Here is a 25,918-nt window from a genome sequence, read left to right as displayed (position 1 = left end):
GGCTTCAGCTCTCTCCTCGGTCGCTATGAATGCAGACCATGAAGACTGAGGGGAACAATAATGACAATCAACTACCGGCTGGCCTCGGGCGTCGCGCTCGTTGCCATGCTCGCATCCATGCCGCAGGCCAGCGCAGAGGCGCCGAGCAATGAGGAGCTGCTGTCGCGCATCGAGAAGCTCGAAGCGCAGAACGCGGCCCTGATGGCCCGTCTTGAAGATGTGATCGAGGACAGGGACATTGAACGCGTCCCGGCAAGCGAGGGGCCGGACCTGGCGACTGAGACGCTGGCTAGCCAGACCGGCTTCGTCAGTACCAATGCCGCCTACGGGTTCGACGTGCTGGACGCGGCTGAACAGGTCAACAAGAAGCCGATCATCCAGCTTGAGGCGCGTGCCGACGACCGGCTGGCCACGCCGCTGACGGTGAGCGGCTCCATCGTCGCCATCGCGAACTATCAGGAGAGCAACCGGCCCTCCAAGTTCGGCTATCTGATGCGCAACCCGACCTCGGCCAACCAGATTGGCGACGAGGTCTCCGAAGCCCTGATCCACTCGGCCCAGCTCGGCTTCACGGCCAATTTCTCCGACTGGCTGAGCGGCTATGCCGAGATCCTCTACAATCCGCAGCAGAATTTCGGGTCCGGCACGATTGCCGACCTTGAGCGCAACCAGCTTGTCATGCAGCGCGCCTGGGTGATGCTCGGCAATCTTGATGAGTCGCCGCTCTACGCGCTCATCGGCAAGGTCGATACACCGTTCGGCCTCAATGACACGGTCAGTCCGTTCACCAACTCGACTAGCTGGCACTCCTTTGCCGGCCTCGCCTATGGCGCGCAGTTTGGCTATGTCGACGAGAACTGGATGATCCGCGCCATGGCCATTCAGGGCGGTGCACAGTTCCGCGCGGCCAATGCGCCGGTCGAGGGCACCGATGTCCCCTCGCGCCTCAACAATTTCGCGGTCGATGCGAACTACACGTTCCACATGGACGGCGAAAATCAGCTGATGCTCGGCGCGAGCTATGAACATGGCAGCCCATACTGCCAGTCCTATCCGGTTTTCCATCTCAATCCATGCGATGAGAACAATCCGGCCTGGGCGGCCTATGGCCGGCTCGACCTTGCCGGTCTCGAACTGCTCGGAGAATTCGCGGAAACGACGGATGTCTGGCCGGGCTCTGCGGTGCCGGATCCGACCAACCCGCTCAGCGTCTATGAAGCCCAGAAGACCCGGTCATGGACAGTGGGTGGCCGCTATGGCCTCGGCGGCACGCTGCTTTCAGGCAAGCGCGACTCCTATGTCTCGCTCGAGTTCAGCAAGTTCCGCGCAGGCGATGACGGTGCCCCCTGGGAACGCCAGAACCAGGTCGTGCTCGGCTATTCGAAGTATCTGATCGACAATGTGAACCTCTTCGGCGAGGTCATCCGTGCCGACGGCTTTGCCCCGCTCAACTTTGTCAGCGGCGGCAATTTCCCGGATGGCAGCACCTGGTCCGACAAGGACGCCAAGACCGACGTCCTCCTCGTCGGCATCCACTCGGCCTTCTAGGGCCGCACACCGCTTTCACTGGAAGCGCCTGCGGGTCCGACGGCTCGCAGGCGTTTTAGCATTGGAGATGCGCGCCAGAGAGGAGATATGGCTGGTTTGATCGCCGCCTTGTTTGACACCTGTTCGAATTGAGAGTGTCTTACGATGCCAAGGAGGACTTCAACAATTGGTGGATCTATCCGTTACTCTGGACAAGCTTTCCGCGCTCTCACAGGAGACGCGGCTGCTGACCTTCCGCGCGCTGATGGAAGCCGGAGAGCAGGGCCTTCAGGCTGGTGCCATTGCCCGCCAGCTTCAGGTCGCGCCCAACAAGCTCTCCTCGCATCTGACAATACTCGTTCAATCCGGCCTGATCAGCGTTCGCAGGGATGGACGCCACATGATCTACCGCGCCGAGATTGACGCAGTGAACGGCCTGCTGATGTCTCTGGTGGAAACCTGTTGCCACGGGCACCCGGAAGTGTGCGCGCCATTGGCGGAGCTCCGGAAGGTCACTTGTTAAATCAATAGTCGATCGAATATTGAAATATAATTCGTCTGACGCTATCCTCCAATTGTCAAAGGGAGGAAGCGATGAAACTCAGTCTCACAATGGTTCTTGCCGCAGCGGGTCTGATTGGTGCCGCATGCACGACACCGGGCAGCGCAGTGGCGCCGGGCACACCCAGCGGTGACCTCGTGCTGCAGGCTGTCGGTTCCGGCAGCTGGAGTGTTGACTGCACAGCCACGAATAGTCGCGGGCGCAAAGCGGCACGGGACATCAACGGGCGCGGAGGCGAGTCCCATGATGTCATTGCCCTACGCAGTCTTGTCTCTGCAAGCTGCACCTATTCTGCTGAGGACGCGCCGCTGACGCTTACCCTGGAGGAGGAAGGCATGGCCTGCCCCTTCGGTACTTTTGCGGACGGCATCTGTCGCACCACCCTGCCTGCAGGTGCCAGCGGGACACTCGAATTCACGCCAGCCTGACCCCAAGCCTGACGGGAACCGCTATGCTTCGACCGATACTGGCGCTCGCGCTGGGAGCAGCGCTCTCGGGCGCGGCAGCAGCCGAGGACGCCTTCCGTCTGGAAACCGCAGTGGATGCGCCGGACTGGCTCGTGCTGAAAGGCGAAAGCCGCATGCGCTACGAATCCCTCGAGGGTCAGTTCCGTGCCGGACGCAAGGGGGCCGACCAGCTGCTCGCCTTTCGCTCCCTTCTGCTCGCTGAGGCCGACACCGGCCCGCTTTTCTTCGGTATCGAGCTTCAGGACAGCCGCACCTATCTCGCCGATAGCGGCACACCACTTTCGTCCAGCATCGCAAATCCGCTTGATATGCTCCAGCTTTACGTCCGCGCCGACGGCCTGCCGGGGCTTCTCGGAACCGCCTCTGAAACGGAGCTGAAGCTGGGGCGAATGACGGTGTCGATTGGCTCAAAGCGGCAGATCGAGCGCCCGGACTTCGCCAATGTCATCAAGTCTTATACAGGCGTGCACCTTGTCTCACGCCACCCGCGCGGTGACGAATTGCACCTCTTTCATGTCTCGCCAACCGCGCGCTTCCCGAACACGCGGCCCGCCCTCGACGACAATGAGCTGTCCGGAGACGAGGAACAGTGGGGGAGGCGGATCTGGGGCGTCCACTATCGCCGCGCCGATATCCTGCCGGACGCGGCGCCAGGCCTGTGGGGTGAGATGTTCGTCTACGGGCTGGAAGAGCGAGACATGTCCGATGTCCAGACGGCTGACCGTTCCTACATCGCTCCAGGAGCCCGGCTTTACCGCAAACCCACACCCGGGCAATGGGATGTCGATCTTGAAGCAGCTGTCAGACGAGGCACGCGATACGCGACCAGCAATCCTGCCGATACGCAAAGTCTCAAGGTTGATGCCGAAATGCTGTTTGCCGCGCTCGGCTATACTTGGAGGGCGCCGTGGCAACCACGCTTTGCCTTCGAATACTATTATGCCAGCGGGGACGAGGAACCGACGGACCTTGCCTTCGATCAGCATGAGCGGCTCTTTGGTTCGCGCCGTTCCGACCTGAACAACACATCAATTCACGGGCCGCTGACACCCGCCAATCTCAAGGCGCCCGGCTTCCGGGTAGAGGTCAAGCCGGGGCACCGTTGGGACGCGCGGCTTTACTACCACGCCGCGTTCCTGGCCTCTGATACAGATAGTTGGATCACTGCCGGCCTGCGCGACCCGTCAGGCCGGTCCGGCGATTTTATTGGCCATACGATTGACAGCCGCCTGCGCTACTGGCTCGTCCCGGACAGCCTGCGTCTGGAGCTCGGTGCCTCGGCCCTCTTCTATGGTGAGTTCGCCCGAAATGTCCCGGGTGGGCCGGAAGGCGACAGGACGCTGTTCGGTTACGGACAGCTGACGGTGACTTTTTGACCCTTGGCGAGCCTTGCGTCACTCCCCCAAATCCACATCCATCACCTCTTGCGCCAGCGGGTGGAGGGAGAGGTCCGAGAGCGCGACATAGGTGCGCCCCAGCCGCGTGCTCTTCTCCGGGATGGCGTCTCGCCCGAGGCCGGCTGACATCGCGCGCCAGATGAGTTCGGTGCAGTAGAGATTGTTCTGGCTCGCAAGATTATAGCCCCGGTCGAACGGGGTATGACGGTCTGCGGCCTGTCCCGCCCAGGCGATCATGCGGGCGCGCTGATCGGGGGACAGCGTCAGGCGGAAAATCCCGGCATGATCCACATCGCCGAGAAACTCCACGAGCCCGACCGCGCGGACCTCGCCGATTTCCTCCCCTGGTCCGGCGTCGGCGGCCGGATTTCCCGTGCCGGTATCGGCGTGAACGATCTCGGCGGTGCACCCGCCAGATTTCCGGTCTGAAACCGGACTGTCACCGGAACGTTTTCGGAGCCCCGAGACCAGCCCGACATGGCCCCATCGCCGGTCGGCCTGATCCGACCATCCCGCCGCAATTTCCGTCCAGATCGACGTGCGCGCGCCCTTGAAGACGAGGTCACCCGGCTGGAGGACAGCGCAGAGACTGTCCGCCATGTCTGCGGCCCGCGCCATGTCCGGCCGCGCTTCGGCGCTTCCTGCTGTGATGGCGACAGAAAACGCCGCGCCAGTCAGTATTTTGAGAAGCACGTATTGACCGAGTTGGCCGACGGGACCGAGATCTCGGACTTCGCCGCTTCCAGCCCGTCCTTCAGCGTTGCGCCCTGCCGGATGGCGCGTGCGATTGCCTTGGCATCCCTGATCGGCATCGGGTCGCCGGAATAGGCGGAATCCTCGTCGGACCAGAGCGGGGTGGTGATTCGCCCGGCAATGCATTCGCAGGTCGCGAGGTCATAGGAATAGTCCCCCGCATCGTGGGAGCGTTCGACCGCGGCCGGGCAGGCGGCCATGGCGCGCGTCTCGATGTCTTCCAGCCGTTCCGGCTCGGTGCTGGCGCAAGCCGCCAGGAAAAGACCGGCCCCAGCCAGCCCGGTCAGCAACATGGAAAATCTCATTTTCGTCCCCTCTGACGTGATATGAGCATCCTGATTATCCCTCCTCAGGCGAGGCGGCAATGTCGGGGATGGGCGGCCGGATAGAAAAAATCTATGCCGTATTAACCGGGTAGCGGAACGGCCCTTCAGTCTGGCGCTGTAATTGCAACAGGCGCTGGAACAAGGTTTCGATACAAACATTACACCTATGCGAGTTAAACATGAATTTCCCTAAAGGGACTCCCGGGCGACTGAGCTTCATGTTACGTTAAGGCAATGCCGAGACTCTCCCGGTGAGGTTTTTTTCTGGGGACTTGGTTGAGGAAAGGCGTCGAGAACGGAATGATCCTGAGCGTATCGACTCTTGCCGTAATTGCTTGCCAGGGCTGCCAGGCTGGCCCTCAAGGCTATGTCTCTGCGCCTGTCCAGCGTTACGAAACGCCTCGTCAGACGGTATCTGGCGACAGTCCGAACCCGGAAGCTCGCTTGCCCGAGGCAACACTGGCGCAGCTTGATAATGGACCGCTTCTGCAATCTGATGCGAGCTTTTCGCTGACCCGGTCGCAAACCCAGTCCGCGCCATCAATCTCGATCACCCCGGTCTTGGACAAGGGCGGTCTTAATGCCGACCTGAATTTCGGGGACGGTTTCAGCGCGGTGCGCATGTCGAATGCGAGAGCGGTGGTGGATTTCGAAGGCGCGCGCAAGTCCGCCAATCTGATCACGCCATCACGCCCGGTGAAGGAATTCGACGCATCCTTGTCGCTGTCAGCGGCCAATGCGCAGACAGGGCTTGGCTTCGATGTCGGTGTGGTTCCGCGCTTCAGCTTGCGTCAGGATGGCCGCTTCGAGACCCGCCGGGTCGGCGGTGAAGTTCGTATCGGTCAGAATTTTGACCAGCGCGGCGAGGCTGTCGACGCCAAGAGCTGGTATCTCTTCGCTGGCGCCGATGGCGAAGCGCTGGTCTACGAGCCTTATGGCGAACGAAACTTCACCAGCAAGATGGCGCTTCGCGACCAGGTTACCGTGGGCGATATGCAAGCGGGTGTCTCCTTTACCCAGGGCGGCGGGCAGGTGTCGCTCAGCTATATCCGCCGCGAAGTCTCCTATAATGAGCGCGGCATGCGCGGCCAGGAAGAGACCGAGGACTTCGCCGGGGTCAGCTTCACCCTGCGCAAATAGACCCTTCTCAGCTTTTGTAAGGGTCTGATGTGCGGAACATCTGCCGGCTTGTGCGGCGGTATTCCCCCGGTGGCACACCATTGAACAGGAAACTCAGGATTCGGCTTCTGGAGACGAGGACCGCCAGCGAGAAGGCGATTGTCAGGGTCAGTGTCACGACGGTCACGAACTCTACCAGCGGCGGAAGCTGTATGTGGCGCATGGCGACGCCCAGCAGCACGACAGGCGCAAAGTGGAACAGGTAAACTGAATAGGAGTGACGGGAGATAAAGCTCACCCAGCCCTGCGGGCGGGAGAAGACGTTTTCCAGTCCTCCGATCAGGACCATGCAGATGGCGATGCCGAGACCATTCTGGATGACCGTCTGGAACACCTTCAGTGAGAAGGTTTCAGCGCCTGACAGTCCGATGAACGCGGCCATGAAGAACAGAACCAGCATGGTGCGGAGCGGTGTGGCGCGCACGAGCCGCCGGCGCAACTGGTCATTATATCCGATCACCAGGCCAAAGATGATGGCAGGGAAATGGACGGCCAGCCGTTTGATGTCGAGAATGCCGAGAAGAGACGGCTGGTACCCCCAGTTTTCGCGAGCAATGAATTCGGCTGTCTGAAAGCCTGTCCGCCAAACGGCGAAGAAGGCAATGACCACAAGCCAGCAGAGAAAGTCGTTGGGGATAACGTTCAGGCCAGACCCCAGGCGTTTCAGGATGGGCGCGTACCAGCCGCGCTTGCAGGCGAGCCAGATAACGGCGCTGAAAGCCAGCAGCGTGGGCAGGAACCAGAGGTGGCCGAGCCACCGGTCATTGGCGACCATAAGGTCCGACAGATAGCTGCCCCCAAAGGTCTCTCCGGGGACCGCGCCGCCTCTCTCATTTGCAGCGATGTTTCCGGCAAGAATGGCGAGCGGGCTCAGCAGAAGCATGCAGGTTACGAGGGGGATGCCCAGACGCTCCAGACGGATCCGCATCCACTGGTCTACCGGCCTGGTCTTTAAGTAGCGGACTGTCAGCCAGCCCGAAATCATGAAGAAGCCCGTCATCGAAAAGATCCCGAGGCTTCCCGATATCCACGTCATCAGCAGGCTTGTGTCGTCGGACTTCACAAACCATTCAGGCTGCGTGCTGTAGAGAATGGCCGCATGATAGGGCACGACCTGCAGGAGCAGCAGCGCCCGCAAGGCGTCGAGATGATGCATGCGCCCAGGCTGTTTTGACGTTCCGGTCTCGCGCCTCAATATGAATCCCCCCTGTTTCATTCCTGTGCACCCGTCGGGGCCTGCTGGCGTGCTGGCACGCACCGGGCTGCTGCGGGCGGCACCTGTCTGCATATTCAGAAGACGCCCGGCAGCGATTGGGTTATCGCGGGCAACATGCGAGATCCGTTCCACCCACCCACATGGGCAACCTGTTTCGGAGGAGACTGATGCGAGGCTTTCTGCGTTCCGCGGGGTTTAGTGTGCTTGCCTTTTTGCTGGGACAGGCAGGCCACGCCCAGGAAACGGCTGCGGAGCCAGACAATAATCGTGGCGTCTGGTCGCTGACCTCCGAGAACGATCTGTTCGGCGGGACCGACCGCAATTATACCAATGGCATCCGCATCGAGCGCGTCTCACCCGCCAATAAGGTCTTTCCTGTCCTCGACTGGGCGGCCGACCGCCTTCCCATTCTCGATCTCGACCGGCGTGACCTGCGACAGGGCCTTGCGCTTTCGCATGCCATTTTCACCCCTTCCGACATCACCACACAGATTCCCGACCCCGACGACCGGCCCTATGCGGGCTGGCTGTACTTTTCGGGAACAGTGGTGGCGTCCGATGATCACGTTCAGGATGTGCTGCAGGTCAATCTCGGCGTCGTCGGTCCCTCTGCCCTCGGCGAGTTCGTGCAGGATGAGTGGCATGCCCTCATCGACGAGGAGCAGCCCAAGGGCTGGGACTACCAGCTTCGGGATGAGCCGGGCATTGAGATCATCGCCCAGCGCATGGCGCTGTTTGACGGGCCGGAGCTGCCGCTCGGCCTTAAAACGGATTTCGGTTTTTATGGCGGCGGCGCGCTCGGCAATGTGCGCACCTATGCCGGCACAGGGCTGGTCGGACGGATCGGCTGGGACCTTGGCTCGGATTTCGGGCCGCCAAGGATTCGTCCGGCTTTGTCGGGGGCCGGGACGTTTTCGCCCGGACAGGAACTGGGCGCCTATCTCTTCGCCGGCCTCGATGGCCGATTCGTGCTGCGCGACATGTTTCTCGATGGCAATGCCTTCCGGGACAGCCCCCGTGTGGCTGACCGTAACAAGCTGGTCGGTGATCTTCAGGCCGGTGTGGCCGTTCATGTCCAGAACGTCCAGCTGGCGTTCACCTATGTGCACAGGACCGAGGAATTCCAGCGCCAGGCGGGTCCTCAGCGCTTTGGTGCCGTTTCCGTTTCCGTGGCATATTAGGGTGTGACATCTGTCCACAGGCCGGGCTTTCGCTGTGGAATTTGTTAACCGCTATGAGTATATATCTTGCGTGAAAGGGTATGTTTTGGCACCATATATGGTGTGCTGATGACCAAGAAGGGGTACCGACCATGGCAGACGGACTCATCAAGACTCCCGGCCTCCTGACGCCAAGCAAGGCCTACAAGCCTTTCCGCTATCCGTGGGCCTATGATTTCTGGAAAATCCAGCAGCAGGTCCACTGGCTGCCGGAAGAAGTTCCGCTTGGTGAGGACTGCAAGGACTGGTCGAACAAGCTCACCGACAAGGAGCGTAACCTGCTGACGCAGATCTTCCGCTTCTTCACCCAGTCGGATGTCGAGGTCGGCGCCAACTATATGGAAAACTACATGCCGCTCTTCAAACCGGTTGAAGTGCGCATGATGCTGGCCTCCTTCTCCAACATGGAGACGGTGCACATTGCAGCCTACGCCCTCCTGCTCGAAACGATCGGCATGCCCGACAGCGAGTTCGGCGCCTTCATGGAATATGAGGAGATGGCCGCAAAGCATGACTATCTCGGCCAGTTCGGCTGCGACACCGAGAAGGACATCCTGACCTCCATGGCCGTGTTCGGCGGTTTCACCGAGGGCCTGCAGCTGTTCGCCTCCTTCGCGATGCTGATGAACTTCCCGCGCTTCAACAAGATGAAGGGTATGGGCCAGATCGTGTCCTGGTCGGTGCGCGACGAGTCGCTGCACTGCGAAGGCATGATGAAGATGTTCCACACCTTCGCCGAGGAAACCGGCGCGCTGACCAAGGACGTGAAGGACAATATCGCCGATTGCTGCAAGACGGTCGTCAAGCTGGAAGACAAGTTCATCGAACTCGCCTTCGAGGCTGGCGAAGTGCAGGGCATGACGCCCGACGATATCAAGAACTATATCCGCTACATCGCCGACTGGCGCATGGGGCAGCTGAAGCTCGATCCGATCTATGGCGTCGAGAAGCACCCGATCCCGTGGCTCACCGAAATTCTCAACGGTGTCGAGCACGCCAACTTCTTCGAAGCCCGCGCGACCGAGTATTCGAAGGGCGCCACCCTGGGTGACTGGCATGGCGATGACGGTGTCTGGTCGATGTTCGACAAACACAAGCGCCACGTCGCCGCCGAGTGACAGTTCTGTGAAATCTGTAGTGGCTGTTACGATTCGTGCCACGTTGTTGATCTGATTTTAACAGCTCTCCCGCTCAATTCCGTACAGGGGTTGAGCGGGAGAGCAGCATGCTTTGTGCGGCGATTGAAATCGAGCGCGCGCCAGTTATCGGCAGCGACGAGCCATGCAAGAATGCAGATGACGTGTTTCGCAGTATGCCATTACTGCGATGTATCGTGGTCGCTGACGATGAGTTGCGCCCGATCGGTCTGATCCTGCGAAACGACTTCCTGCTCCAGCTTTCACAGCGTTTCGGCCGGGCGCTTTACGAAAACCGGCCCGTGCGCCAGCTGATGAATTCCAGCCCGATCATCGTGTCGGAGTCGGAAGACTTTGATGCCTTCGTCCGGCGCAGCCTCACCTCCGGCCAGCACGAGATTCAGGACTGTTTCATCCTGACCGACGAGGATGGCCGCTATCGGGGCGTCAGCAACAACAAGGCTGTCATGACCGCCCTGCTCGATACGCAGGGTGCACTTCTCTCAGACCTCGAGAGTAGCAAGACCCTGCTCATGGCGGCCAATGAGCGTCTCGGCCTGGAGGTGGGTGAGCGCCGGGCTGCCGAGGAGGAGGCTATCAAGGCGTCCAATCACGACCCACTGACAGCCCTGTTCAACCGCGCGCCCTTTGTCGCGCAGATCAGCACGTGGGTCACGGCGGGCGAACCGTTCAGCCTGATCTTCATAGACCTGGACGGCTTCAAGACCGTCAATGACGTCTACGGCCACATGGCGGGTGACTATGCCCTCAAGACTGTCGCAGAGCGGATCCAGAGCGTCTGTGGTCCGGCAATCTGCGCCCGGTTTGGCGGAGACGAGTTCGCAATGGCCATTCACGGACGTTCTGGGCCGGATGGTGCGGCCAAGCTGGCCCGCGCTGCGCACGAACTGATCACCGCGCCTTTCCGGTTTGCCCGGACAGAGTTGCGAATCGGGGCATCGCTCGGCATCGCGCACAGCCCCGCGCATGGGGCGACACCAAGCGAACTGCTGCAGGCGGCCGACATGGCGATGCTGCGGGCAAAGCGCGGGGGCGGTGGGATTCGCGTGTTCAGTCAGGACGCTGACGGCGATTCCCGCTCGGCCCGTACGCATTTGAGTGACCTGACCAATGCCATACGGACACGTCAGCTCGTGCCCTTCTTCCAGCCGGTTTTCGATCTTGGGTCCGGTCAGCTGGTCAATCATGAGGTTCTTGCCCGCTGGCCCGATGCGCCAGCACCGCTGGGACGGCCGGACAACTTTATTCCGATGGCGGAACGCGAAGGGCTGATCGACGACCTCTTCTGGCTTGTCTTCGCCAAGGCGTGCCATGCTGCGCGCAAGCATGACCCGGCGCTCGCCATGGCGTTCAATGTGTCGGCACGGCAGCTTCAGAACCCGAAATTTCCGGGACGGCTCCTGGCCGCAATAGAGCGTTTCGGGATGGACCCCTCACAATTTGAGGTCGAGGTCACCGAAACGGCGATGATTGCTGAGGAGAAGTATGCCGACTCGACCCTGCGGATGCTGGCCGCAGAAGGCCTCACCATTGCGCTCGACGACTTCGGGACAGGATTTTCCTCGCTCGCCGTGCTGCACAGATACGCATTCAGCAAGCTCAAGATCGACCATACTTTCGTGCGCCGCATGACAGATGATGCGCGCTCACGCGATATCGTGGAATCGACCATCCTGATGGCAGACAGGCTGGGCCTTCAGACGGCTGCCGAGGGGGTCGAGGATGCCGCGACGCTGGACCTGTTGCGTGCTGCTGGCTGCGATCTCGTCCAGGGTTTCCATCTGGCCCGGCCGGATGCGGCATTCTACCAAAGCCGACCGCTCGCAGCGACACAGGCCGCATGTGCCTGATGAAGACCTCGTAGAGGGTGGCGGCCTATTCGGCGGCGGTTTCGGTCTGGCTGGTGCGACGGCTGTCGTCGTCCTCACCGGATGTCTCCGACGTGTTTCCACCATTCGCATCATCGCTGCGCCCGCGCGCGAGGGTGGACATGACACCTTCATTCTCGCCACCGGCTTCAGCCTTCTTGCGATAGGTGCGGCGGCGCGGCTTCGCGGGGGCATCATCATCGCCTGACGCCTGGCTGTCCGACCTGTCGTCGCCACCCTTGCTGTCATCATCGCTGCCGATGACGCGCATGGGATCGTCCTTGTTGGCGTCCTTGTCCTCTTTCGGCTTGCGGCCACGGCCCTTGGGCTTCTTGCCGTCATTGCCGTCGGACTTGCCATCAGACTTGTCGTTCGACTGGTTCTGATCGTTCTTCGACTGGTTGTTATTGTTGTTGTTGTCGTCAGACCGCGCATCGGAGGAATTGTTGTCATCCTCGTCATCGTCAGAATTGTTATTGTCGTCGGACTTGTTGCGCGGCTTGTCCTTCTGGAAGCTCGCCACGATGCGCGCATAGTGCTCTGCGTGCTGGAAGTGGGCTTCAGCTTTCACACGGTCGCCGGCGGTCAGGGCATCGCGCGCATATTGCTGATACTTGTCGAGGATCTGCTGCGCCGAACCACGGATTTTTACGTCCGGGCCCGTGCTCTCATAGTGCCGGTTCGGATTATTGTTGTTTCCACCTGAACGGCGTCCACGTCCGCGCTTGCGTTGCATACGCTAAATTCCTGATCCCGTTCTGTCCGTAATCTCAGACCATTCGCGCCACATCCCGGTCGGGAAAATACTCAGTGATGTTTCGCTTGCTCCCGGGGGGGCGTCCAGTCTTCTTGAAGGGAGCCCTCTGCCCGAACTCTGCTGTAGCGTGCATTTGCGGCTTCGCCAAGCCCCCTGCTGCGCTTTCAACGCTTCGCAGAGAGGACACGGTCTCTCAGACCGGTGTCCTGTCCACAGGAAATGGCGCTGAAGCCGGCCTCCTGCAAGAGGTGGGACACAGATTCGCGCTGGTCGAAACCGATCTCGAGCACCAGCCAGGCGCCGGGGGTCATGTCCCGGCTCGCGCGCGAAATGATGGTGCGGTAGGCGTCCAGCCCGTCATCGCCGCCATCAAGGGCCGTGTGAGGTTCGAACGCACGGACGCTCGCTTCCAGACTGTTGATGACCTCATGGCGGATATAGGGGGGATTGGAAATGATGAGGTCGACATCGCCCCATCCGGTCCAGTCGTCCCAGCTGCCCGTCTTTATGCGGGCGCGCCGGTCGAGATCATGCTGCTTGAGGTTGTGACGCGCGACATAGGCCGCGCCCGCTGAGCGCTCGATGCCAATACCTTCAAGGCCTGGCTGGTTTTTCAGGAGGGCAATGAGCAGGCAGCCTGTTCCGGTGCCAAGGTCGGCGACGCGGGCGTCGCGGCCCAGCGGCAGGCGGGCCAGCGCCTCGTCGACAACAACCTCGCTGTCAGCGCGTGGAATCAGCGTGTCGCGGCTGCACTGCAGATCGAAGCCATAAAAGCTCGCCAGCCCGGTGAGGTATTCGAAAGGCTCGCCAGCGGTCCGGCGTTCGACCAGGTCGAAAAAGGCCTCGCGGGCGTCATCGCCCATTTCGGAAAGTTCTTCGCGGATCAGGTCGGCGGCGCTCATTCCGCAGGCATGCTGCATCAACAGGCGCGCCTCGCGGCCCGGCTTGTGAAAGCCCGCACTTTTCAGCCGTGCCGAGGCGACGGCGAGCTGGGCCTTGAAGGTCTTCGTCTCATGCATCTTCGTCCATGGCCGCCAGCTTGCGGGCCTGGTCCTCGGCAATGAGCGCCGAAATCACGTCGTCCAGCTTGTCGCCGGTGATGATCTTGTCGAGCGAGTGGAGCGTCAGGTTGATGCGATGGTCACTCACCCGGTTTTCCGGATAATTGTAGGTCCGCACCTTCTGCGAGCGGTCGCCGGAGCCGATCTGGTCCTTGCGGGCCTCGGCGCGCGCGGAATCCTTCTCCTCGCGCTCGCGCTCATAGAGGCGGATCTTGAGCTGTTCCATAGCACGCTCGCGGTTCACATGCTGGGACTTTTCCGAACTCGTCGTCACGATGCCGGTTGGCAGGTGTGTGATGCGGACGGCGGAGTCGGTCGTGTTGACGTGCTGGCCGCCAGCCCCGGAGGAGCGCATCGTGTCGATACGGATATCTTCCTGGCGAACGTCGATCTCGATGTTTTCAGGCGCAGGCAGAACGGCAACGGTCGCGGCAGAGGTATGGATGCGTCCCCCGCTTTCGGTTTCCGGCACGCGCTGAACGCGGTGAACGCCGCTTTCCCACTTCATTTTCCCGAAGACGCCGTCGCCCTCGATACTGGCGATGATCTCCTTGTAGCCCCCGGCATCGCCTTCGGACATGGAGACGGCATCGACTTTCCAGCCTTCCAGCTGGGCGTAGCGGGTGTACATGCGGAAGAGGTCGCCAGCGAACAGGGCTGCCTCGTCGCCGCCGGTCCCGGCGCGCACTTCCAGCACGACGCTCGCCTTGTCGTCGATATCCTTCGGGATGAGCAGCAGCTGGACTTCCTTCTCCAGCGCTGGGAGCTGCTCCTTGATCTCGTAATATTCCTCGGTCGCGAGCTCGGCCATGTCCTTGTCGGCGCCGTTCATCATGGTCTCGGCGTCTTTGAGCTGTGCCTTCAGGTCGATCAGCTCCTTGGCCTTGTCGGCGACAGGCTTCAGCTCGGCATGCTCACGCGAGAGCTGCACGATCTCGTCGCTGTCAGTCGTCGCGCCCATGCGGGCTTCGACCTGGTCGAACCGGTCGATGACCTGTTCAAGGCGGGAAACGGGAATAGTGGCCATGGTCCCAGCGTCTAAAACGAAACGCCCAGCGGGGGAAGCGGGCTCTTGCGGTGCCTGCCTGAGGCGCCAGCGTCAGCCGGCAATCCCAGGCAGTGTCAGGATGCGGACGACTTCCTTTACAGCCATGATCATCAGGATGAGCGAGCCGACTGCGAAGACGAAGAAACGCTGGGTTACCTTGGGTGACAGGACCTGCACCAGCGAGTGGATGATCCGGGCGATTACATAGGCCCAGGCGAGATACATGAAGATGTTGTCGCCACCGCCTGTCAGCGCAGCAAAGAAGACCAGCGCGTAGAAGAGGGTCGGCTGCTCGTGCAGGTGATTGTAATTGTCGGCGGCAGAGCGCGTGCTGGCCGGGAAGCTGGCGCTGTAGTCAGCGCCCGGATGGCGCGCATCATCGGGATTAACCCCAGCCTTCTGCATGGCCGGGATGCGCGTGGCATACATCCAGATCCACATGATCAGCGTCCAGACAATGAGCGCCAGAACGGGGTACAGGTCTTCAGATTGAAACGGCATCGATTAGCGCCTCCCAGCTAGTTCGGCGCCATGCTAGCCGTATTTGGCTGTGCTGGCACCTGCTTTCCCGGAGGCATCACATTGTCGAGCCAGTCGAGCCAGGCATTCCAGTCCTGCGCCGTGATGGAATGGCCACCCGGACGCATCCAGAAGACGAGATCGGCCTCGAGATTGGCGTCTCGCATGCCATCCTGCTCCAGCCCGCTCGTCCCGGCTGCCCTGTAAATGGGGGCAGCCTCCAGCGTGGCGCGCCATGACCCGTTCGGGTCGGACCAGACATCCCGCCGCCCATTGCCGATCAGCAGCGGTGTCGGGGCGTTGAGCGCAATGAGAGCATGCATGTCCACCGGCGTTGTGAAGGCGCCGTCCGCGTCGAACTGCTGATAGGCGGGGGCAAACCAGTGAGGATAGGTCTTCAGCATGTCCTCGACCGTCTCGCCCGGTTTCTCGCGGCTGAGCGCCGTCCCGCCCGTGCCGGCCTGATGCGCGATAATGGCGTCGATGCGCCGGTCATAGGTGCCGGCGACAAGCGCGGACTTGCCCGAGCGCGAGTGACCGATGATGGCGGTGCGCTGTGCGTCGGTGCGGGGGTCGGCCTCGAGAATGTCGATCGCTGCCGAAAAGCCTGCCGCCCAGCCGGCGACAGCGCCACTGACCTGGCCGCGTTCGCCGTGTGGATAGTCCGGCATCAGCGCGCGCGCCGGTTTGCGCGAATCCGGGATGAGTTCCGAGGTGTAGAAACTCGCATAGGCATAGCCGCGGTCCAGCACCTGCCCCATGGGCGGGCTGGAAATGTAGCGGCCGAAAATCAGCTTCACGGCTCGCGACATGACCCCCTCTTCGCCCCCGCCGCAAAAATCGCTCACATCCTGGTCGATGGGCGGAGACATGGCCGGATAGGCAAAGGCGGTCTGGTTGCCGCAGAAGGACTGACTGATGATCACCGGCACAGGCTGCTTTGCCTTTGGCCAGGCAATGCCGAGCGTGAACTTGCGCGTCTCGCCACTGCCACGGATCTCGATGACATACTCCTCCAGCGTGCCCTTGCCGTTCCAGTAGGCCTCGTCGATCACGGTGTGGCTGACGAGATGGGCATCCACGCCTTCAGGGAAAGGCCCGAAGACGTGGTCTTCCAGTCTTTGCTTCCACATTTCGCGCTCGGCGAGGAAGCTATCGGGCGTTTCGGCGATGGGCGGCCAGGCGCCGGGTTTGTCCTCGGTATCCAGGCTCGCATAATTGAGCCCCAGCCGGGTGCAGTTCGCCATGGCGGCGAGCAGGATGACGATAACGATCAGTCGTCCCGTCCAGCCAAGGACGCCCAGAAATATCCGCATGCCTTTTCCTCCCGGCGAGAGCCTTAGCAGGCCTGCTGGGCAGCCGGAATTCAAATCACGTCAATGTGTGCGCTTGGCCGGCGAGCTGTGTTCGGACAGTGACAGCTCAGGCAGCGCCGGCATAGCGCTCGCGATAGCGCCGCGAGCCCGGCACGTCGTCGCCTGTTTCCAGCGTCAGCGTGACATCGCCTTCGCCGGTCGGGCGGATTTCCGTGACCCTGTCGAGATTGACGAGATGCGAGCGGTGCACACGGACATGATGCCCGCCGGCCGTCTCGAGCAGCTTTTCCAGCTCGGTCAGCGTGGCGCGGGCGAGATAGGTGCGGCCCGGCGTGACAACCTCGACATAGTTCGATGCTGCGCGGACCCAGACGATCTCACTGGCATCGACAAAATAGGTCCGCCCGCCTGATTTCAGCGTCAGGCGATGGCGTTCGCTGGCTTCCTTCTGCGCGGCTTTCGCTTCCAGTCCACGCTGCTCGGCAAGCCGGTTCATGGCAAAGATGGCGGTGATCAGGGCATAGCTCAGCACGTCCTTGCGAAACTCGTAGAGCCAGGTGGAGGGATCCGCGAGGCCGAACTCATAGGGCACGCCAATGAAGACCGGGCTCAGCGCTTTTCGCAGCGCGACCATCGCCAGGATATGGACGAGAGAGAAGACCACGACTGCGCCCGCATGCACGGGCAGGGAGCGGCGCCAGTCAGACAGCGGAAAGCGGCTCAGCATGAAGGTGATGAAGGGCGTCATCGCCAGGATGACGAGGTGCGAGGTGGCCTGCGACAGCCACGCCATCTCCGGATGGTCGGCGCCGGCCCTTCGCATATCGTGCTGGTCCGACATCGACAGGACGAGGAAGGACGCAAACAGGAAGCCGGCGAAATAGATCCAGGTCCGCCGGTCGGCACGTTTGTCAGCTTCGATCTCGGGATGGTGCTGGCGCTCGCTCATGGAAGCCTGATTGCCACAAGCCGGGCAGGAGGCGAAGGGCTTTGCGCGCCGCTCGTCCCGGCTTGCCGCCACTCGTCCCGGCGTCCGGCCATTCATCCCCCGCAGCCTCTCTTCGCGTCATTGCAGCTGATGGATCGCCCCGCTCCCGGCATGGTCGGCTCACCCTATCGGAGACGACCCATGACGGACATCAATACCCGGCGCTACGATCTCGACTGGTTGCGGATCATCGCCTTCCTGCTGCTCATTTTCTACCATATCGGCATGTTCTACGTGCCGTGGGAGTGGCACGTGAAAAGCGTGCATGCAGGCGAGGGCGCAGAGCCCCTGATGCTGCTGCTCAACCCCTGGCGGCTGTCGCTGCTCTTCTTCATTTCCGGCGTGGCGCTGCGTTTCCTGTTCGGGAAGCTGGGCGCTGCCGGGCTGGCGAAGGACCGGGCCGTCCGCATGGGCCTGCCGATCCTTGCCGGCATGGTGCTGATCGTTGCCCCACAGAGCTGGCTGCAGCTGGTCGAAAGCGGTGAGTTCGAGGGCAGCTTCTGGGCCTTCTATCCGCAATATCTTAATCCGGCATCCGACTTCTCGATCATCACGCCGACATGGAACCATCTCTGGTACATCGTCTACCTGCTCGTCTATTCGCTGCTTCTGGCACCGGTCGCCGGGCCGCTGATCCGCTTCATGGAAGGCCGCGGGGCGGCGATCACGAAGCGCCTTTTCGCCGGAAAGACAGGCGTGGTGATGGTTATCGTGCTGCCGGCCCTGCCGCACATGCTCTATCGCCTCACGCTCGATCCGTATTTCGAGACAAACCACAATCTTGTCTGGGACTGGGCCAACCATGCCCATAGTCTCACCATCCTGATGATTGGTTTCCTGCTGGCGAAGGATGCCGCCTTCTGGTCGGCCGTGCGCCGCGCGGCGCTTCCGGCCATCCTGCTGGCCGTCGTCTTTGCGACCGGCCTTTCGGTGCTGTGGGCAGGCTGGGAAACGCTTCAGGCCGACCCCGATATGCAATGGCTGGTCTGGCCAGCCCGCATGGCGCGCCTCTTTTATGCCTGGCTCGCCATCCTGTCGCTTCTGGCGCTCGCCCAGCGCTATCTCAACCGGCCGAGCCGGGCGCTGACCTATATGACCGGCGCCGTCTTCCCCTGGTACATCCTGCACCAGACCCTGATCGTCATGGCCGGCTTCTGGCTGACACGGCAGGGGCTCCAGGCCGGGACCGAATTCATCCTGCTCGTCATCGCCACCATTGGCGGCTGCGCGCTGCTGCACGAACTGGTCATCCGGCGTGTGGGACGGCTGAGGCCATGGTTCGGACTGAAGCCGAAGGACGCACCGCGGCACGTCCGGATGGCGGCCGAATAAGCGCTGACTACTCCGCCGCGACGGTCTCGTCCGCCTCGCGCTGGGCTTTCATACGTTCGGCCTTTTCCTCGACCAGCTCGACGATGTGCTCGACCATGTCGGCGTTGGAGACATTGTGATCCGGGCGGCCGGAGACATACATCTTGCCGCTTTCCTTGCCGCCGCCGGTAAAGCCGAGATCGGTCATTGCCGCCTCGCCGGGGCCGTTGACCACACAGCCGATGATCGACAGCGAGATCGGTTCGGAGATGTGCGCAAGTCGGTCTTCGAGCGTCTCGACCGTCTTGATGACGTCGAAGCCCTGACGCGCGCAAGACGGGCAGGCGATGATGTTCACGCCGCGCGTTCTGAGGCCGAGCGACTTCAGCATGTCAAAACCGACCTTCACCTCCTCCACCGGATCGGCAGAGAGCGAGACGCGGATTGTGTCGCCGATCCCCATCCAGAGGAGGTTGCCCATGCCGATGGAGGATTTCACCGTGCCGGTGCGCAGGCCGCCGGCCTCTGTAATGCCGAGATGCAGCGGCGCGTCGGTGGCTTCTGCGAGCTGCTGATAGGCCGCCACCGTGAGGAACATGTCGGAGGCCTTCACCGAAATCTTGTACTCGTGAAAGCCGAGATCATCGAGGATACGTGCATGGTTGAGCGCGCTTTCGACCATCGCATCCGGGCAGGGCTCGCCATATTTTTCCAGCAGGTGGCGCTCAAGCGAACCGCCATTCACGCCGATCCGGATGGAGCAGCCATTGGCGCGCGCGGCGTTGACCACTTCCTTCACCCGGTCATGGCTGCCGATATTGCCCGGATTGATCCGCAGGCAGGCGGCGCCAGCGTCTGCCGCCTCGATGCCACGTTTGTAATGGAAATGGATGTCGGCCACGATCGGCACAGGCGACGCCTTGCAGATCGCCGGCATGGCAGCGGTTGAGTCTTCCGTCGGACAGGAGACACGCACAATGTCGGCGCCCGCCTCGGCGGCGCGCTCGATCTGCGCGATCGTCGCGGCGGCGTCCTCGGTCGGCGTGTTTGTCATCGTCTGCACGGCGATCGGGGCATCCCCGCCCACCTCGACGGAGCCGACGCGGATCTTGCGGGACGGCCGCCGGTCGATGGAACGCCATGGCCTGATGGGATTGTGGCTCATCGGGCAATCCTCTTCGATGCCTCTACGTCCGCGAAAATGGTGTGAGAAGATGGCGAGGTAAAGGCCACGACCGCAAGCGAATGGCCGCAGACTGCGCTTTACCCCTGAAATCCATGAAATTTCACAGACCGGCTGAACGGGCCCTCAACTGTGTCCTGTTAACGCTGATGCTCGATGGGGCGCGCCATGGATGAAGCGCGAAGGATATTATGGACCGTTTGATCATTCCCGGCGTGTCTGCGCCGATCTGGACGAAGAGGTTCCGCGAATGGGCCGCGGACAAGCGCGGCGTTGCGGCTGTCGAGTTCGCCATGATCGCCATACCGTTCTTCTTCCTGATTTTCGGCCTGCTCGAAATCTGTGTCCTGTTCATCATGTCTGCAGTGCTGGAAAACGGCCTCAACGAGGCTGCCCGCGGTATCCGGACCGGCGAGCTGCAGAGCGGTGAGGACTTCGACCGCGATGCCTTTGAGGACATTGTCTGCTCGCGCATCTTCGACATGTTCGAGTGCAAGGGGAAGATCCAGCTGGATGTGAAATCCTTCGACGATTTCGGCACGGCCACCGACCCGATGCCGCTCGATGCCGATGGCAACCTCGATACGACCGGCTTCGAGTTCGATCCGGGCGGGCGCGATGACATCGTTGTGGTGCGCGCCTTCTATGAGTGGGACCTGATTACACCGATCATGAGCGCCCCGCTCGCCAATATGAGTGACAACCGCCACCTCCTGCAGGCGACCGTTGTCTTCCGCAACGAGCCGTTCTGAGGTCAATCATGATGTCCAAGATTGCCAGCCGCCTGCGCATATACCGCGCCGAGACCAAAGGGATCTCGGCCGTGGAGTTCGCCCTGATCGCGCCCGTGATGGTGCTGATCTACTTCGCCTGTATCGAGCTGTCGCTAATGATGGTGCTCGACCGGAAAGTAACCTCCGCATCCGCAGCCATGGGCGATCTTGTCGCGCGGGCTGCGATCGTCGATGACGATGAGCTGCGCGACATCTTCGCCGCGACACGCATGATCCTTGAGCCCAATCCGATCGAGGATGCGCGTCTGCGTATCTCGAGCCTCTATGATGATGACGGAACGGTCCGTGTCGCCTGGAGCGATGCGCAGAACCTGCGGAGATATGATGAGGACGAGGTGATTGACGTGCCCGTCAATCTCCTGCCGGAAGACGGGTCCGTCATTTATGCCGAGGTCGAGTATGATTATGAGTCCCGCCTCGGCTACTTCATCACCACGAAGAAGACGCTGCGTGACGAGTTCTATCTTCGCCCGCGCCGTGTTGCCCATGTCGCCCGCGTTCGTGAGTGATCAGTCATTATCGACAGCCGGATGATGGGGCGAGTGCACGGTCGTCAGCACGATGAAGCCGAGAATGAAGAGAAGGCCGATCGCGCTCATCCCGATACGCTGATCGCCGGACCAGCGGGTGAACTCCTCGACCATTAAAGGCCCGAGCCACACTGTCACTGTGCCGGCGATGGCATAGAGCCCGAAAAACTCGCCGACGCGGTCGCGCGGGGCAAGGTGCACCAGGAGCGAGCGGCTGGACGAGATGCTGGCGGTCGCCGTGATCGCGATGGCCGCGGCGGTGCTCAGATAGACGACGTCCGAAAGCGTTGTGAAGATCGGCCCGTCCCAGATAACGAAGCCGGGGACCAATCCATAGAGAATGGCGTCCTGAGTGATCGACAGCTGGAAGGCAAGGGTGGCGATCATGCCGATGATTTCGATCATCAGCGCACGTTTGGGTCCGACCATACCGTCGAGCCAGCCGCCGATGATGCCGCCGCCAAAGGCAAAGAGCGACGCCAGCACCGCATAGGCCGACAGCTCCACCACATTCCATTCGAGGTAAAGCCCGATATAGACCGCCCCGAGGGCCAGCAGGGCCGACATGGCGTCGGCGTACAGCATGCGCGCGGCGAGGTATTTCAGGATTTCCTTGTTGTCTGAGGCGTTGCGGACCGTGCGCCACAGGCCGCCTGCACCCTGCTTCATTGCTCTGGTCCAGCTCGCGCCCCGCGTGCCGCCATCTTCAGCGTAGAGGAAGAAGGGGATGGAGAAGACCACCAGCCAGACCGCCGTCAGCGGACCGACAAGGCGCTGGTGCTCGCCCGCCGCGACGCTGACGCCAAAGAGCGGGTCTTCGAACGGCCAGCCGACAAGGGCAGGCATGGCGAAAGCAAAGACGATGAAGCCCATCATCAGCGCGCCGGCCAGGTTGCCAAGCGCAAGGCCGAGGCCCGAAATCGCAGGGAGGGCGCTCGCGCGGCCGCTCTTGTTCAGCATCGAATTGTGCGTGACTTCAGAATAGGTATAGCCGACGGCGGCTATCACCAGCGCGGCCATGCCCATCCAGATAGGCATGCCGCTGCCATCCGGCTTCACCCACCACAGCGAAAAGGCCATCACGGCGATCAGGCCGAGGAAGACCGCAAGGATTGGCTTGCGGCGGCCACCCCGGTCGAGCGCAGCGCCAAGGAAAGGGGCGGTAAAGGCCGCGATGAAGCCGGCATATTTGACCAGCGATGAGATCGTTTCCTGACCCTTCGCATTCGCGGCGGCCCGTTGGGCGGGGCCGTCGAGGCCATCCAGTTCGCCGCTCGCCAGAAGGTTGTCCCCGATGATGTGGGCGAAGTAGGGCGCGAAAATGTAGATGATGACGAGGATGTAGTAGGGATTGCGGGCCCACTCGAAGATGGCCCAGGCAAAGCCGCGCTTGTCGAGGGCGCCGCCGAGGTCGAGCCTCGGTTCTGCGTCCAGGGCTTCGGCTGGCGCTGGAGTCGCGTCGCTACTCATCTGGTTCCCTCCGGTCACAGCGCTCTTCTCCGGCGCTTGTGGCGAAACTGTTCACCAAATTCGGAAGAAGGAAAAGGACGCTGTGCCAGTGACGCCGCGTCAATCTCAACTGCGTGTGAGAGTGAATTGCACTTGCGCTGCGAAGGGGCTGACGTTAGACGGCGGCCTGCAAATCACTTGCATGTTCAATTTACCGAGCGTCCAGACGCCCCAGCAACAGTAGTCCAGTATGAAACGCCTTCCGCTTGTCGCCCTTGTTCTTGGTCTTGCGCTTTCCGCGCCCGCTCACGCCCAGATGACCGCCCCTGATGAAGCGGCAGAGAAAGACGACCCTTACCGTCTTCTCTCCACGGTGCTGGTCACCAGCAGCGCTGCCGACGCACAGGAGGTCGCCGGGTCCGTCTCCTTCCTGTCCGATGCCGATCTCGCCGTGCAGGCCCAGACCGATGTGTTGCGTGTGCTGCGCGCCGTGCCGGGTGTGAACATCCAGGAAGAAGACGGCTATGGCCTGCGCCCGAATATCGGTTTGCGCGGGTCGGGGTCCGACCGGTCCTCGCGCATTGTGCTGATGGAAGACGGCGTCCCGATCGCACCGGCCCCCTATGCGTCGCCTTCGGCCTATTATTTCCCGACCACGGGCCGCATGCATGCGATTGAAGTGACCAAGGGTCCGGCGGCTGTGCGGTATGGGCCGCGCACGACTGGCGGCGCCATCAACATGTTCTCGACGCCGGTCCCGGAGGACTTCGAAGGGTTTGGCCAGGCGTTCTTCGGTACTGATGACCGCCAGCGTGCCCATGCCTGGGTTGGAGGGCGCGAACAGGTCGCGGGCTCGTTGCAGGCCGGCGGCCTGATCGAGCTTTATCACGATGAATCCGACGGCTTCAAAAAGCTCGATTCCGGCGGCCCGACGGGTTTCGATGCCGACGACATCGTCCTGAAATTCGGCCTCTACAACGAGGACGCCGCGCTGCCACAGTCGCTCGAGTTCAAGTATCAGAGCCGCGAGGAAACATCGAACGAGACCTATCTCGGCCTGACGCTGGAAGACTTCCGCGAGTCTCCTTATCGCCGCTACGATGCGAGCCGGAACGACGAGTTCAACGGCGAGAACGAACTCTTCCAGCTGACCCACAAGATCGAGTTTGCGCCCAACCTGACGCTGACCACGTTCGGCTACCGTCACGATTTCTTCCGTAACTGGTACAAGCTGCAGGGCATTGCCGCGGATGGCTCCGGCGCGTCCGGCGACACCGGCATCTCGTCGATCATCGCAGACCCTGTAACCTTCGCCGACGAGTTTGCGATCGTCACGGGTGTGACCAGTCTCGACGATTCCATCGTGTTGCGCGCCAACCGCCGCGACTATTCCAGCGAGGGCATCCAGTCGGTGCTCAACTGGCAGACGGCCTGGGGCGGTCTAGACCATGACCTGACCTTCGGTCTTCGCGTCCATGAGGATGAGGAAGACCGTTTTCAGGAAGAAGACGCCTATCGCCTCGAAACAGGTGAGCTTTTCCTGACCACGGCTGGCGTGCCGGGCAGCCAGGCCAATCGCGTCTCGTCCGGCGAAGCGCTTGCCCTATTTGTCGAAGACCGTATCCGCTGGAACCGCCTTGCGGTCACAGCCGGTCTCCGGTTCGAGGATTACGAATTGAGCCGTGCCGACTATGACACCGCCGATCCGGATCGCTCTGAAGGTCCCACCCGCGTGCGCACCCTGAACGACCAGGTCGTCGTGCCGGGTCTGAGCGTGCTCTACGAGGCCACGCATGAGCTCACCCTCGTGGCGGGCGTCCATAAGGGCTTCGCGATCGCAAGCCCGGGCAATACGAGCTCTGAGTCCGAGGAAAGCACCAATTACGAGGCGGGCGGGCGTTATTCGCGCGGCGCGTTCAGTGCCGAAGCCATCGCCTATTTCAACGACTATTCGAACCTGCTCGGAACCTGCACCAATTCCTCTGGCGGCGGCTGCGTCATCGGCGATCAGTTCGACGGTGGCGAGGTGGATGTGAAAGGCCTTGAGCTGACCGCACAGTGGGATGCGGCAAGCCTCCTCGACACCGGTCTCTCGCTGCCGCTGGGGCTCGTCTACACTTGGACGGATGCCGAATTCCAGCAGGCCTTCGCCAGCGATTACGAGCCTTGGGGCAATATCGAGGCGGGCGACAAGCTGCCTTATGTCCCCGAGCACCAGCTGACCCTGTCGGCAGGCATCGAGGCCTCGCGGTTTGGTGCCAATATCCAGGGCAATTATGTCGATGAGGCGCGCGCACGGGCCGGACAAGGTACGATCCCGGCCGGTCAGCGCATTGAAGCGCGCTGGGTGGCGGATGCGTCGATCTGGTACGACGTGACCGATCGCCTGCGGCTGCGGGCCAAGGCCGAAAACCTGTTCGATGAAGTCTATGTGGCGTCTATCGATCCGGCCGGCCTGCGTCCGGGCAAGCCGCAGGAAATCCTGGTCGGACTCGAAGTCAGCTTCTAGACGAGCAGTTTCTTGCGAATCACGGCGCGCTTGGTGTCATCGACACCGAGCGTGCTGGTTAGATAGGTGTCGATATCGCCGGACTGTTCCTCGATCGAGGCGACGGCTGCTTCGAGGAATTGCCGCTCCACACCGAGGAAGGGCCGGTAGACCTCGTCCTCATAGGCCTTCTCCAGCATGGTGTTGAAGTATTCCCGTGCTTCCGGCAGCCGGTCGGCGACCTGTGCGGCCTCGTTGGTCAGCTCGTAGTCATGGAAGATCTCGTCCATCGAGACACCGAGGGCATGGTGGGTCAGCGCGCAGAGGATACCCGTGCGATCCTTGCCGGCGGCGCAGTTTACGAGCGCGGCTTCGTCCTCATGCAGGTTGGCGAGATGGGCGAACCAGGCGGTGTAGGTTTCCACCAGCGCCGGGCGGTAAGGCGCATTCTTGTAATAGTCGCGCATCCAGCCTTTTGACGCTTCCGCGTCGACAGCGACCTGTTTGAGAAAGTTTACGTGCGGGGCGTCTGTTTCGCGCCCGAGGTCGGAGTAGAGCCGGTTCACGCCACGCACCGGCCATTTATCGCCATGGCGCTCGCGTTCGTCCGGACGGCGCAGGTCGGCCTGAAGCGTGATTGTCAGCAGGTCGATGGCCGCAAGGTCATTGTCGGACGCCTCCCCGAAATGGCCGGAGCGGTACAGTTTGCCATGGCGGATACGCGCGCCCTCGGCGCCTTCATAGCCGCCGAAATCCCGGAAATTCCGGACGCCCTCAAGGGGTTTGACCCTGTCTTTCATCG

Annotated in this window: 24 protein-coding genes; 12 read left to right on the top strand and 12 right to left on the bottom strand. The window is 61.8% G+C overall.

All coding sequences use genetic code 11. The features are described 5' to 3' along the window. Nucleotides 1–60 precede the first annotated feature (60 nt). The 4 genes from Q1K29_RS02875 (at nucleotide 61) to Q1K29_RS02860 (ending at nucleotide 3,932) form a co-directional block, all read left to right on the top strand. Nucleotides 61–1,548 (top strand): hypothetical protein, encoded by a 1,488-nt coding sequence (locus Q1K29_RS02875; protein WP_300391386.1) that lies wholly within the window; start codon nucleotides 61–63, stop codon nucleotides 1,546–1,548. Between the two features lie 169 nt (nucleotides 1,549–1,717). Beyond that, on the top strand, nucleotides 1,718–2,050 hold the full coding sequence (locus tag Q1K29_RS02870) for a metalloregulator ArsR/SmtB family transcription factor (RefSeq protein WP_300391927.1): 333 nt from the start codon (nucleotides 1,718–1,720) through the stop codon (nucleotides 2,048–2,050). 71 nt (nucleotides 2,051–2,121) lie between these two features. Then, a complete protein-coding gene (locus Q1K29_RS02865; RefSeq protein WP_300391384.1) occupies nucleotides 2,122–2,517 on the top strand; it encodes a hypothetical protein in 396 nt (131 codons plus the stop codon). A 23-nt stretch (nucleotides 2,518–2,540) separates the two neighbouring features. Further along, entirely contained in the window at nucleotides 2,541–3,932 is a 1,392-nt protein-coding gene (locus Q1K29_RS02860; protein WP_300391382.1) for an alginate export family protein, read from the top strand. 18 nt (nucleotides 3,933–3,950) lie between these two features. Here the strand turns inward: Q1K29_RS02860 and Q1K29_RS02855 are convergent, their stop codons facing one another. Beyond that, complete coding sequence (locus Q1K29_RS02855) at nucleotides 3,951–4,646, bottom strand: YiiX/YebB-like N1pC/P60 family cysteine hydrolase (RefSeq protein ID WP_300391380.1); 696 nt, start codon at nucleotides 4,644–4,646, stop codon at nucleotides 3,951–3,953. After that, nucleotides 4,628–5,011, bottom strand: coding sequence for a hypothetical protein (locus Q1K29_RS02850; RefSeq protein ID WP_300391378.1), 384 nt, complete (start codon nucleotides 5,009–5,011; stop codon nucleotides 4,628–4,630). Before Q1K29_RS02850 ends, Q1K29_RS02855 begins: the two co-directional genes overlap by 19 nt. A gap of 321 nt (nucleotides 5,012–5,332) precedes the next feature. On the opposite strand from Q1K29_RS02850, the gene Q1K29_RS02845 reads away from it, so the two are divergent. After that, nucleotides 5,333–6,172 carry a lipid A-modifier LpxR family protein gene (locus Q1K29_RS02845; RefSeq protein WP_300391375.1) on the top strand — a complete coding sequence of 280 codons (840 nt, stop codon included), beginning with the start codon at nucleotides 5,333–5,335 and terminating at the stop codon, nucleotides 6,170–6,172. Between the two features lie 7 nt (nucleotides 6,173–6,179). Here Q1K29_RS02845 and Q1K29_RS02840 read toward each other — a convergent pair whose 3' ends face one another. Next, complete coding sequence (locus tag Q1K29_RS02840) at nucleotides 6,180–7,367, bottom strand: acyltransferase family protein (RefSeq protein WP_300391373.1); 1,188 nt, start codon at nucleotides 7,365–7,367, stop codon at nucleotides 6,180–6,182. A gap of 227 nt (nucleotides 7,368–7,594) precedes the next feature. On the opposite strand from Q1K29_RS02840, the gene Q1K29_RS02835 reads away from it, so the two are divergent. The 3 genes from Q1K29_RS02835 (at nucleotide 7,595) to Q1K29_RS02825 (ending at nucleotide 11,654) form a co-directional block, all read left to right on the top strand. Continuing rightward, the gene (locus Q1K29_RS02835; RefSeq protein ID WP_300391371.1) at nucleotides 7,595–8,608 is read left to right on the top strand and encodes a lipid A deacylase LpxR family protein; all 1,014 of its coding nucleotides are present in this window, start codon (nucleotides 7,595–7,597) and stop codon (nucleotides 8,606–8,608) included. Between the two features lie 131 nt (nucleotides 8,609–8,739). Continuing rightward, nucleotides 8,740–9,765: a ribonucleotide-diphosphate reductase subunit beta gene (locus tag Q1K29_RS02830; RefSeq protein ID WP_300391369.1), complete on the top strand. Its 1,026-nt coding sequence runs from the start codon at nucleotides 8,740–8,742 to the stop codon at nucleotides 9,763–9,765. 107 nt (nucleotides 9,766–9,872) lie between these two features. Next, nucleotides 9,873–11,654, top strand: a complete 1,782-nt coding sequence (locus Q1K29_RS02825; RefSeq protein ID WP_300391367.1) for an EAL domain-containing protein — start codon at nucleotides 9,873–9,875, stop codon at nucleotides 11,652–11,654. Between the two features lie 25 nt (nucleotides 11,655–11,679). On the opposite strand, the gene Q1K29_RS02820 is transcribed toward Q1K29_RS02825, so the two are convergent. The 6 genes from Q1K29_RS02820 to Q1K29_RS02795 form a co-directional block, all read right to left on the bottom strand. Then, a complete protein-coding gene (locus Q1K29_RS02820) occupies nucleotides 11,680–12,408 on the bottom strand; it encodes a DUF4167 domain-containing protein (RefSeq protein ID WP_300391365.1) in 729 nt (242 codons plus the stop codon). Nucleotides 12,409–12,593: 185 nt separating this feature from the next. Beyond that, nucleotides 12,594–13,448: a peptide chain release factor N(5)-glutamine methyltransferase gene (gene prmC, locus Q1K29_RS02815; RefSeq protein ID WP_300391363.1), complete on the bottom strand. Its 855-nt coding sequence runs from the start codon at nucleotides 13,446–13,448 to the stop codon at nucleotides 12,594–12,596. Further along, a complete protein-coding gene (prfA, locus tag Q1K29_RS02810; protein ID WP_300391361.1) occupies nucleotides 13,441–14,517 on the bottom strand; it encodes a peptide chain release factor 1 in 1,077 nt (358 codons plus the stop codon). Before prfA ends, prmC begins: the two co-directional genes overlap by 8 nt. Before the next feature lie 72 nt (nucleotides 14,518–14,589). Further along, nucleotides 14,590–15,039, bottom strand: a complete 450-nt coding sequence (locus Q1K29_RS02805; RefSeq protein WP_300391359.1) for an MAPEG family protein — start codon at nucleotides 15,037–15,039, stop codon at nucleotides 14,590–14,592. A gap of 17 nt (nucleotides 15,040–15,056) precedes the next feature. Then, the gene (locus Q1K29_RS02800) at nucleotides 15,057–16,373 is read right to left on the bottom strand and encodes an alpha/beta hydrolase (RefSeq protein ID WP_300391357.1); all 1,317 of its coding nucleotides are present in this window, start codon (nucleotides 16,371–16,373) and stop codon (nucleotides 15,057–15,059) included. A 106-nt stretch (nucleotides 16,374–16,479) separates the two neighbouring features. Continuing rightward, nucleotides 16,480–17,322 (bottom strand): LytTR family DNA-binding domain-containing protein, encoded by an 843-nt coding sequence (locus tag Q1K29_RS02795; protein ID WP_300391355.1) that lies wholly within the window; start codon nucleotides 17,320–17,322, stop codon nucleotides 16,480–16,482. 180 nt (nucleotides 17,323–17,502) lie between these two features. Here Q1K29_RS02795 and Q1K29_RS02790 point away from each other — a divergent pair, with 180 nt between their 5' ends. Further along, nucleotides 17,503–18,693: an acyltransferase family protein gene (locus Q1K29_RS02790; RefSeq protein ID WP_300391352.1), complete on the top strand. Its 1,191-nt coding sequence runs from the start codon at nucleotides 17,503–17,505 to the stop codon at nucleotides 18,691–18,693. Between the two features lie 7 nt (nucleotides 18,694–18,700). Here Q1K29_RS02790 and ispG read toward each other — a convergent pair whose 3' ends face one another. Beyond that, a complete protein-coding gene (gene ispG / locus Q1K29_RS02785) occupies nucleotides 18,701–19,837 on the bottom strand; it encodes a flavodoxin-dependent (E)-4-hydroxy-3-methylbut-2-enyl-diphosphate synthase (protein ID WP_300391349.1) in 1,137 nt (378 codons plus the stop codon). Between the two features lie 209 nt (nucleotides 19,838–20,046). Here ispG and Q1K29_RS02780 point away from each other — a divergent pair, with 209 nt between their 5' ends. Both Q1K29_RS02780 and Q1K29_RS02775 read left to right on the top strand, forming a co-directional pair. Then, the gene (locus Q1K29_RS02780) at nucleotides 20,047–20,607 is read left to right on the top strand and encodes a TadE/TadG family type IV pilus assembly protein (RefSeq protein ID WP_300391346.1); all 561 of its coding nucleotides are present in this window, start codon (nucleotides 20,047–20,049) and stop codon (nucleotides 20,605–20,607) included. Nucleotides 20,608–20,615: 8 nt separating this feature from the next. Then, complete coding sequence (locus tag Q1K29_RS02775; RefSeq protein WP_300391343.1) at nucleotides 20,616–21,158, top strand: TadE/TadG family type IV pilus assembly protein; 543 nt, start codon at nucleotides 20,616–20,618, stop codon at nucleotides 21,156–21,158. Here Q1K29_RS02775 and Q1K29_RS02770 read toward each other — a convergent pair whose 3' ends face one another. Beyond that, nucleotides 21,159–22,649 (bottom strand): MFS transporter, encoded by a 1,491-nt coding sequence (locus Q1K29_RS02770; RefSeq protein WP_300391340.1) that lies wholly within the window; start codon nucleotides 22,647–22,649, stop codon nucleotides 21,159–21,161. Between the two features lie 229 nt (nucleotides 22,650–22,878). On the opposite strand from Q1K29_RS02770, the gene Q1K29_RS02765 reads away from it, so the two are divergent. Beyond that, a complete protein-coding gene (locus Q1K29_RS02765; protein ID WP_300391337.1) occupies nucleotides 22,879–25,137 on the top strand; it encodes a TonB-dependent receptor in 2,259 nt (752 codons plus the stop codon). Here Q1K29_RS02765 and Q1K29_RS02760 read toward each other — a convergent pair. Next, on the bottom strand, nucleotides 25,134–25,916 hold the full coding sequence (locus Q1K29_RS02760) for a tyrosine-protein phosphatase (protein ID WP_300391334.1): 783 nt from the start codon (nucleotides 25,914–25,916) through the stop codon (nucleotides 25,134–25,136). The genes Q1K29_RS02765 and Q1K29_RS02760 overlap by 4 nt on opposite strands. Nucleotides 25,917–25,918 lie beyond the last annotated feature (2 nt).

It is taken from the genome of Henriciella sp. (genome assembly GCF_029937755.1).
Lineage (GTDB): Bacteria > Pseudomonadota > Alphaproteobacteria > Caulobacterales > Hyphomonadaceae > Henriciella.
This window is presented reverse-complemented; position numbering and strand designations above follow the sequence as displayed.

Excerpts from the sequence above, each read along its gene's own strand:
- Q1K29_RS02765 (WP_300391337.1), top strand. The coding sequence starts at position 22,879 with ATGAAACGCCTTCCGCTTGTCGCCCTTGTTCTTGGTCTTGCGCTTTCC.
- Q1K29_RS02850 (WP_300391378.1), bottom strand. The coding sequence starts at position 5,011 with ATGAGATTTTCCATGTTGCTGACCGGGCTGGCTGGGGCCGGTCTTTTC.
- Q1K29_RS02820 (WP_300391365.1), bottom strand. The coding sequence starts at position 12,408 with ATGCAACGCAAGCGCGGACGTGGACGCCGTTCAGGTGGAAACAACAAT.
- Q1K29_RS02865 (WP_300391384.1), top strand. The coding sequence starts at position 2,122 with ATGAAACTCAGTCTCACAATGGTTCTTGCCGCAGCGGGTCTGATTGGT.
- Q1K29_RS02770 (WP_300391340.1), bottom strand. The coding sequence starts at position 22,649 with ATGAGTAGCGACGCGACTCCAGCGCCAGCCGAAGCCCTGGACGCAGAA.
- Q1K29_RS02760 (WP_300391334.1), bottom strand. The coding sequence starts at position 25,916 with ATGAAAGACAGGGTCAAACCCCTTGAGGGCGTCCGGAATTTCCGGGAT.
- Q1K29_RS02795 (WP_300391355.1), bottom strand. The coding sequence starts at position 17,322 with ATGAGCGAGCGCCAGCACCATCCCGAGATCGAAGCTGACAAACGTGCC.
- prmC (WP_300391363.1), bottom strand. The coding sequence starts at position 13,448 with ATGCATGAGACGAAGACCTTCAAGGCCCAGCTCGCCGTCGCCTCGGCA.
- Q1K29_RS02805 (WP_300391359.1), bottom strand. The coding sequence starts at position 15,039 with ATGCCGTTTCAATCTGAAGACCTGTACCCCGTTCTGGCGCTCATTGTC.
- Q1K29_RS02830 (WP_300391369.1), top strand. The coding sequence starts at position 8,740 with ATGGCAGACGGACTCATCAAGACTCCCGGCCTCCTGACGCCAAGCAAG.
- ispG (WP_300391349.1), bottom strand. The coding sequence starts at position 19,837 with ATGAGCCACAATCCCATCAGGCCATGGCGTTCCATCGACCGGCGGCCG.
- Q1K29_RS02835 (WP_300391371.1), top strand. The coding sequence starts at position 7,595 with ATGCGAGGCTTTCTGCGTTCCGCGGGGTTTAGTGTGCTTGCCTTTTTG.
- Q1K29_RS02845 (WP_300391375.1), top strand. The coding sequence starts at position 5,333 with ATGATCCTGAGCGTATCGACTCTTGCCGTAATTGCTTGCCAGGGCTGC.
- Q1K29_RS02825 (WP_300391367.1), top strand. The coding sequence starts at position 9,873 with ATGCTTTGTGCGGCGATTGAAATCGAGCGCGCGCCAGTTATCGGCAGC.
- Q1K29_RS02775 (WP_300391343.1), top strand. The coding sequence starts at position 20,616 with ATGATGTCCAAGATTGCCAGCCGCCTGCGCATATACCGCGCCGAGACC.
- Q1K29_RS02860 (WP_300391382.1), top strand. The coding sequence starts at position 2,541 with ATGCTTCGACCGATACTGGCGCTCGCGCTGGGAGCAGCGCTCTCGGGC.
- Q1K29_RS02790 (WP_300391352.1), top strand. The coding sequence starts at position 17,503 with ATGACGGACATCAATACCCGGCGCTACGATCTCGACTGGTTGCGGATC.
- Q1K29_RS02875 (WP_300391386.1), top strand. The coding sequence starts at position 61 with ATGACAATCAACTACCGGCTGGCCTCGGGCGTCGCGCTCGTTGCCATG.
- Q1K29_RS02780 (WP_300391346.1), top strand. The coding sequence starts at position 20,047 with ATGGACCGTTTGATCATTCCCGGCGTGTCTGCGCCGATCTGGACGAAG.
- prfA (WP_300391361.1), bottom strand. The coding sequence starts at position 14,517 with ATGGCCACTATTCCCGTTTCCCGCCTTGAACAGGTCATCGACCGGTTC.
- Q1K29_RS02800 (WP_300391357.1), bottom strand. The coding sequence starts at position 16,373 with ATGCGGATATTTCTGGGCGTCCTTGGCTGGACGGGACGACTGATCGTT.
- Q1K29_RS02840 (WP_300391373.1), bottom strand. The coding sequence starts at position 7,367 with ATGCATCATCTCGACGCCTTGCGGGCGCTGCTGCTCCTGCAGGTCGTG.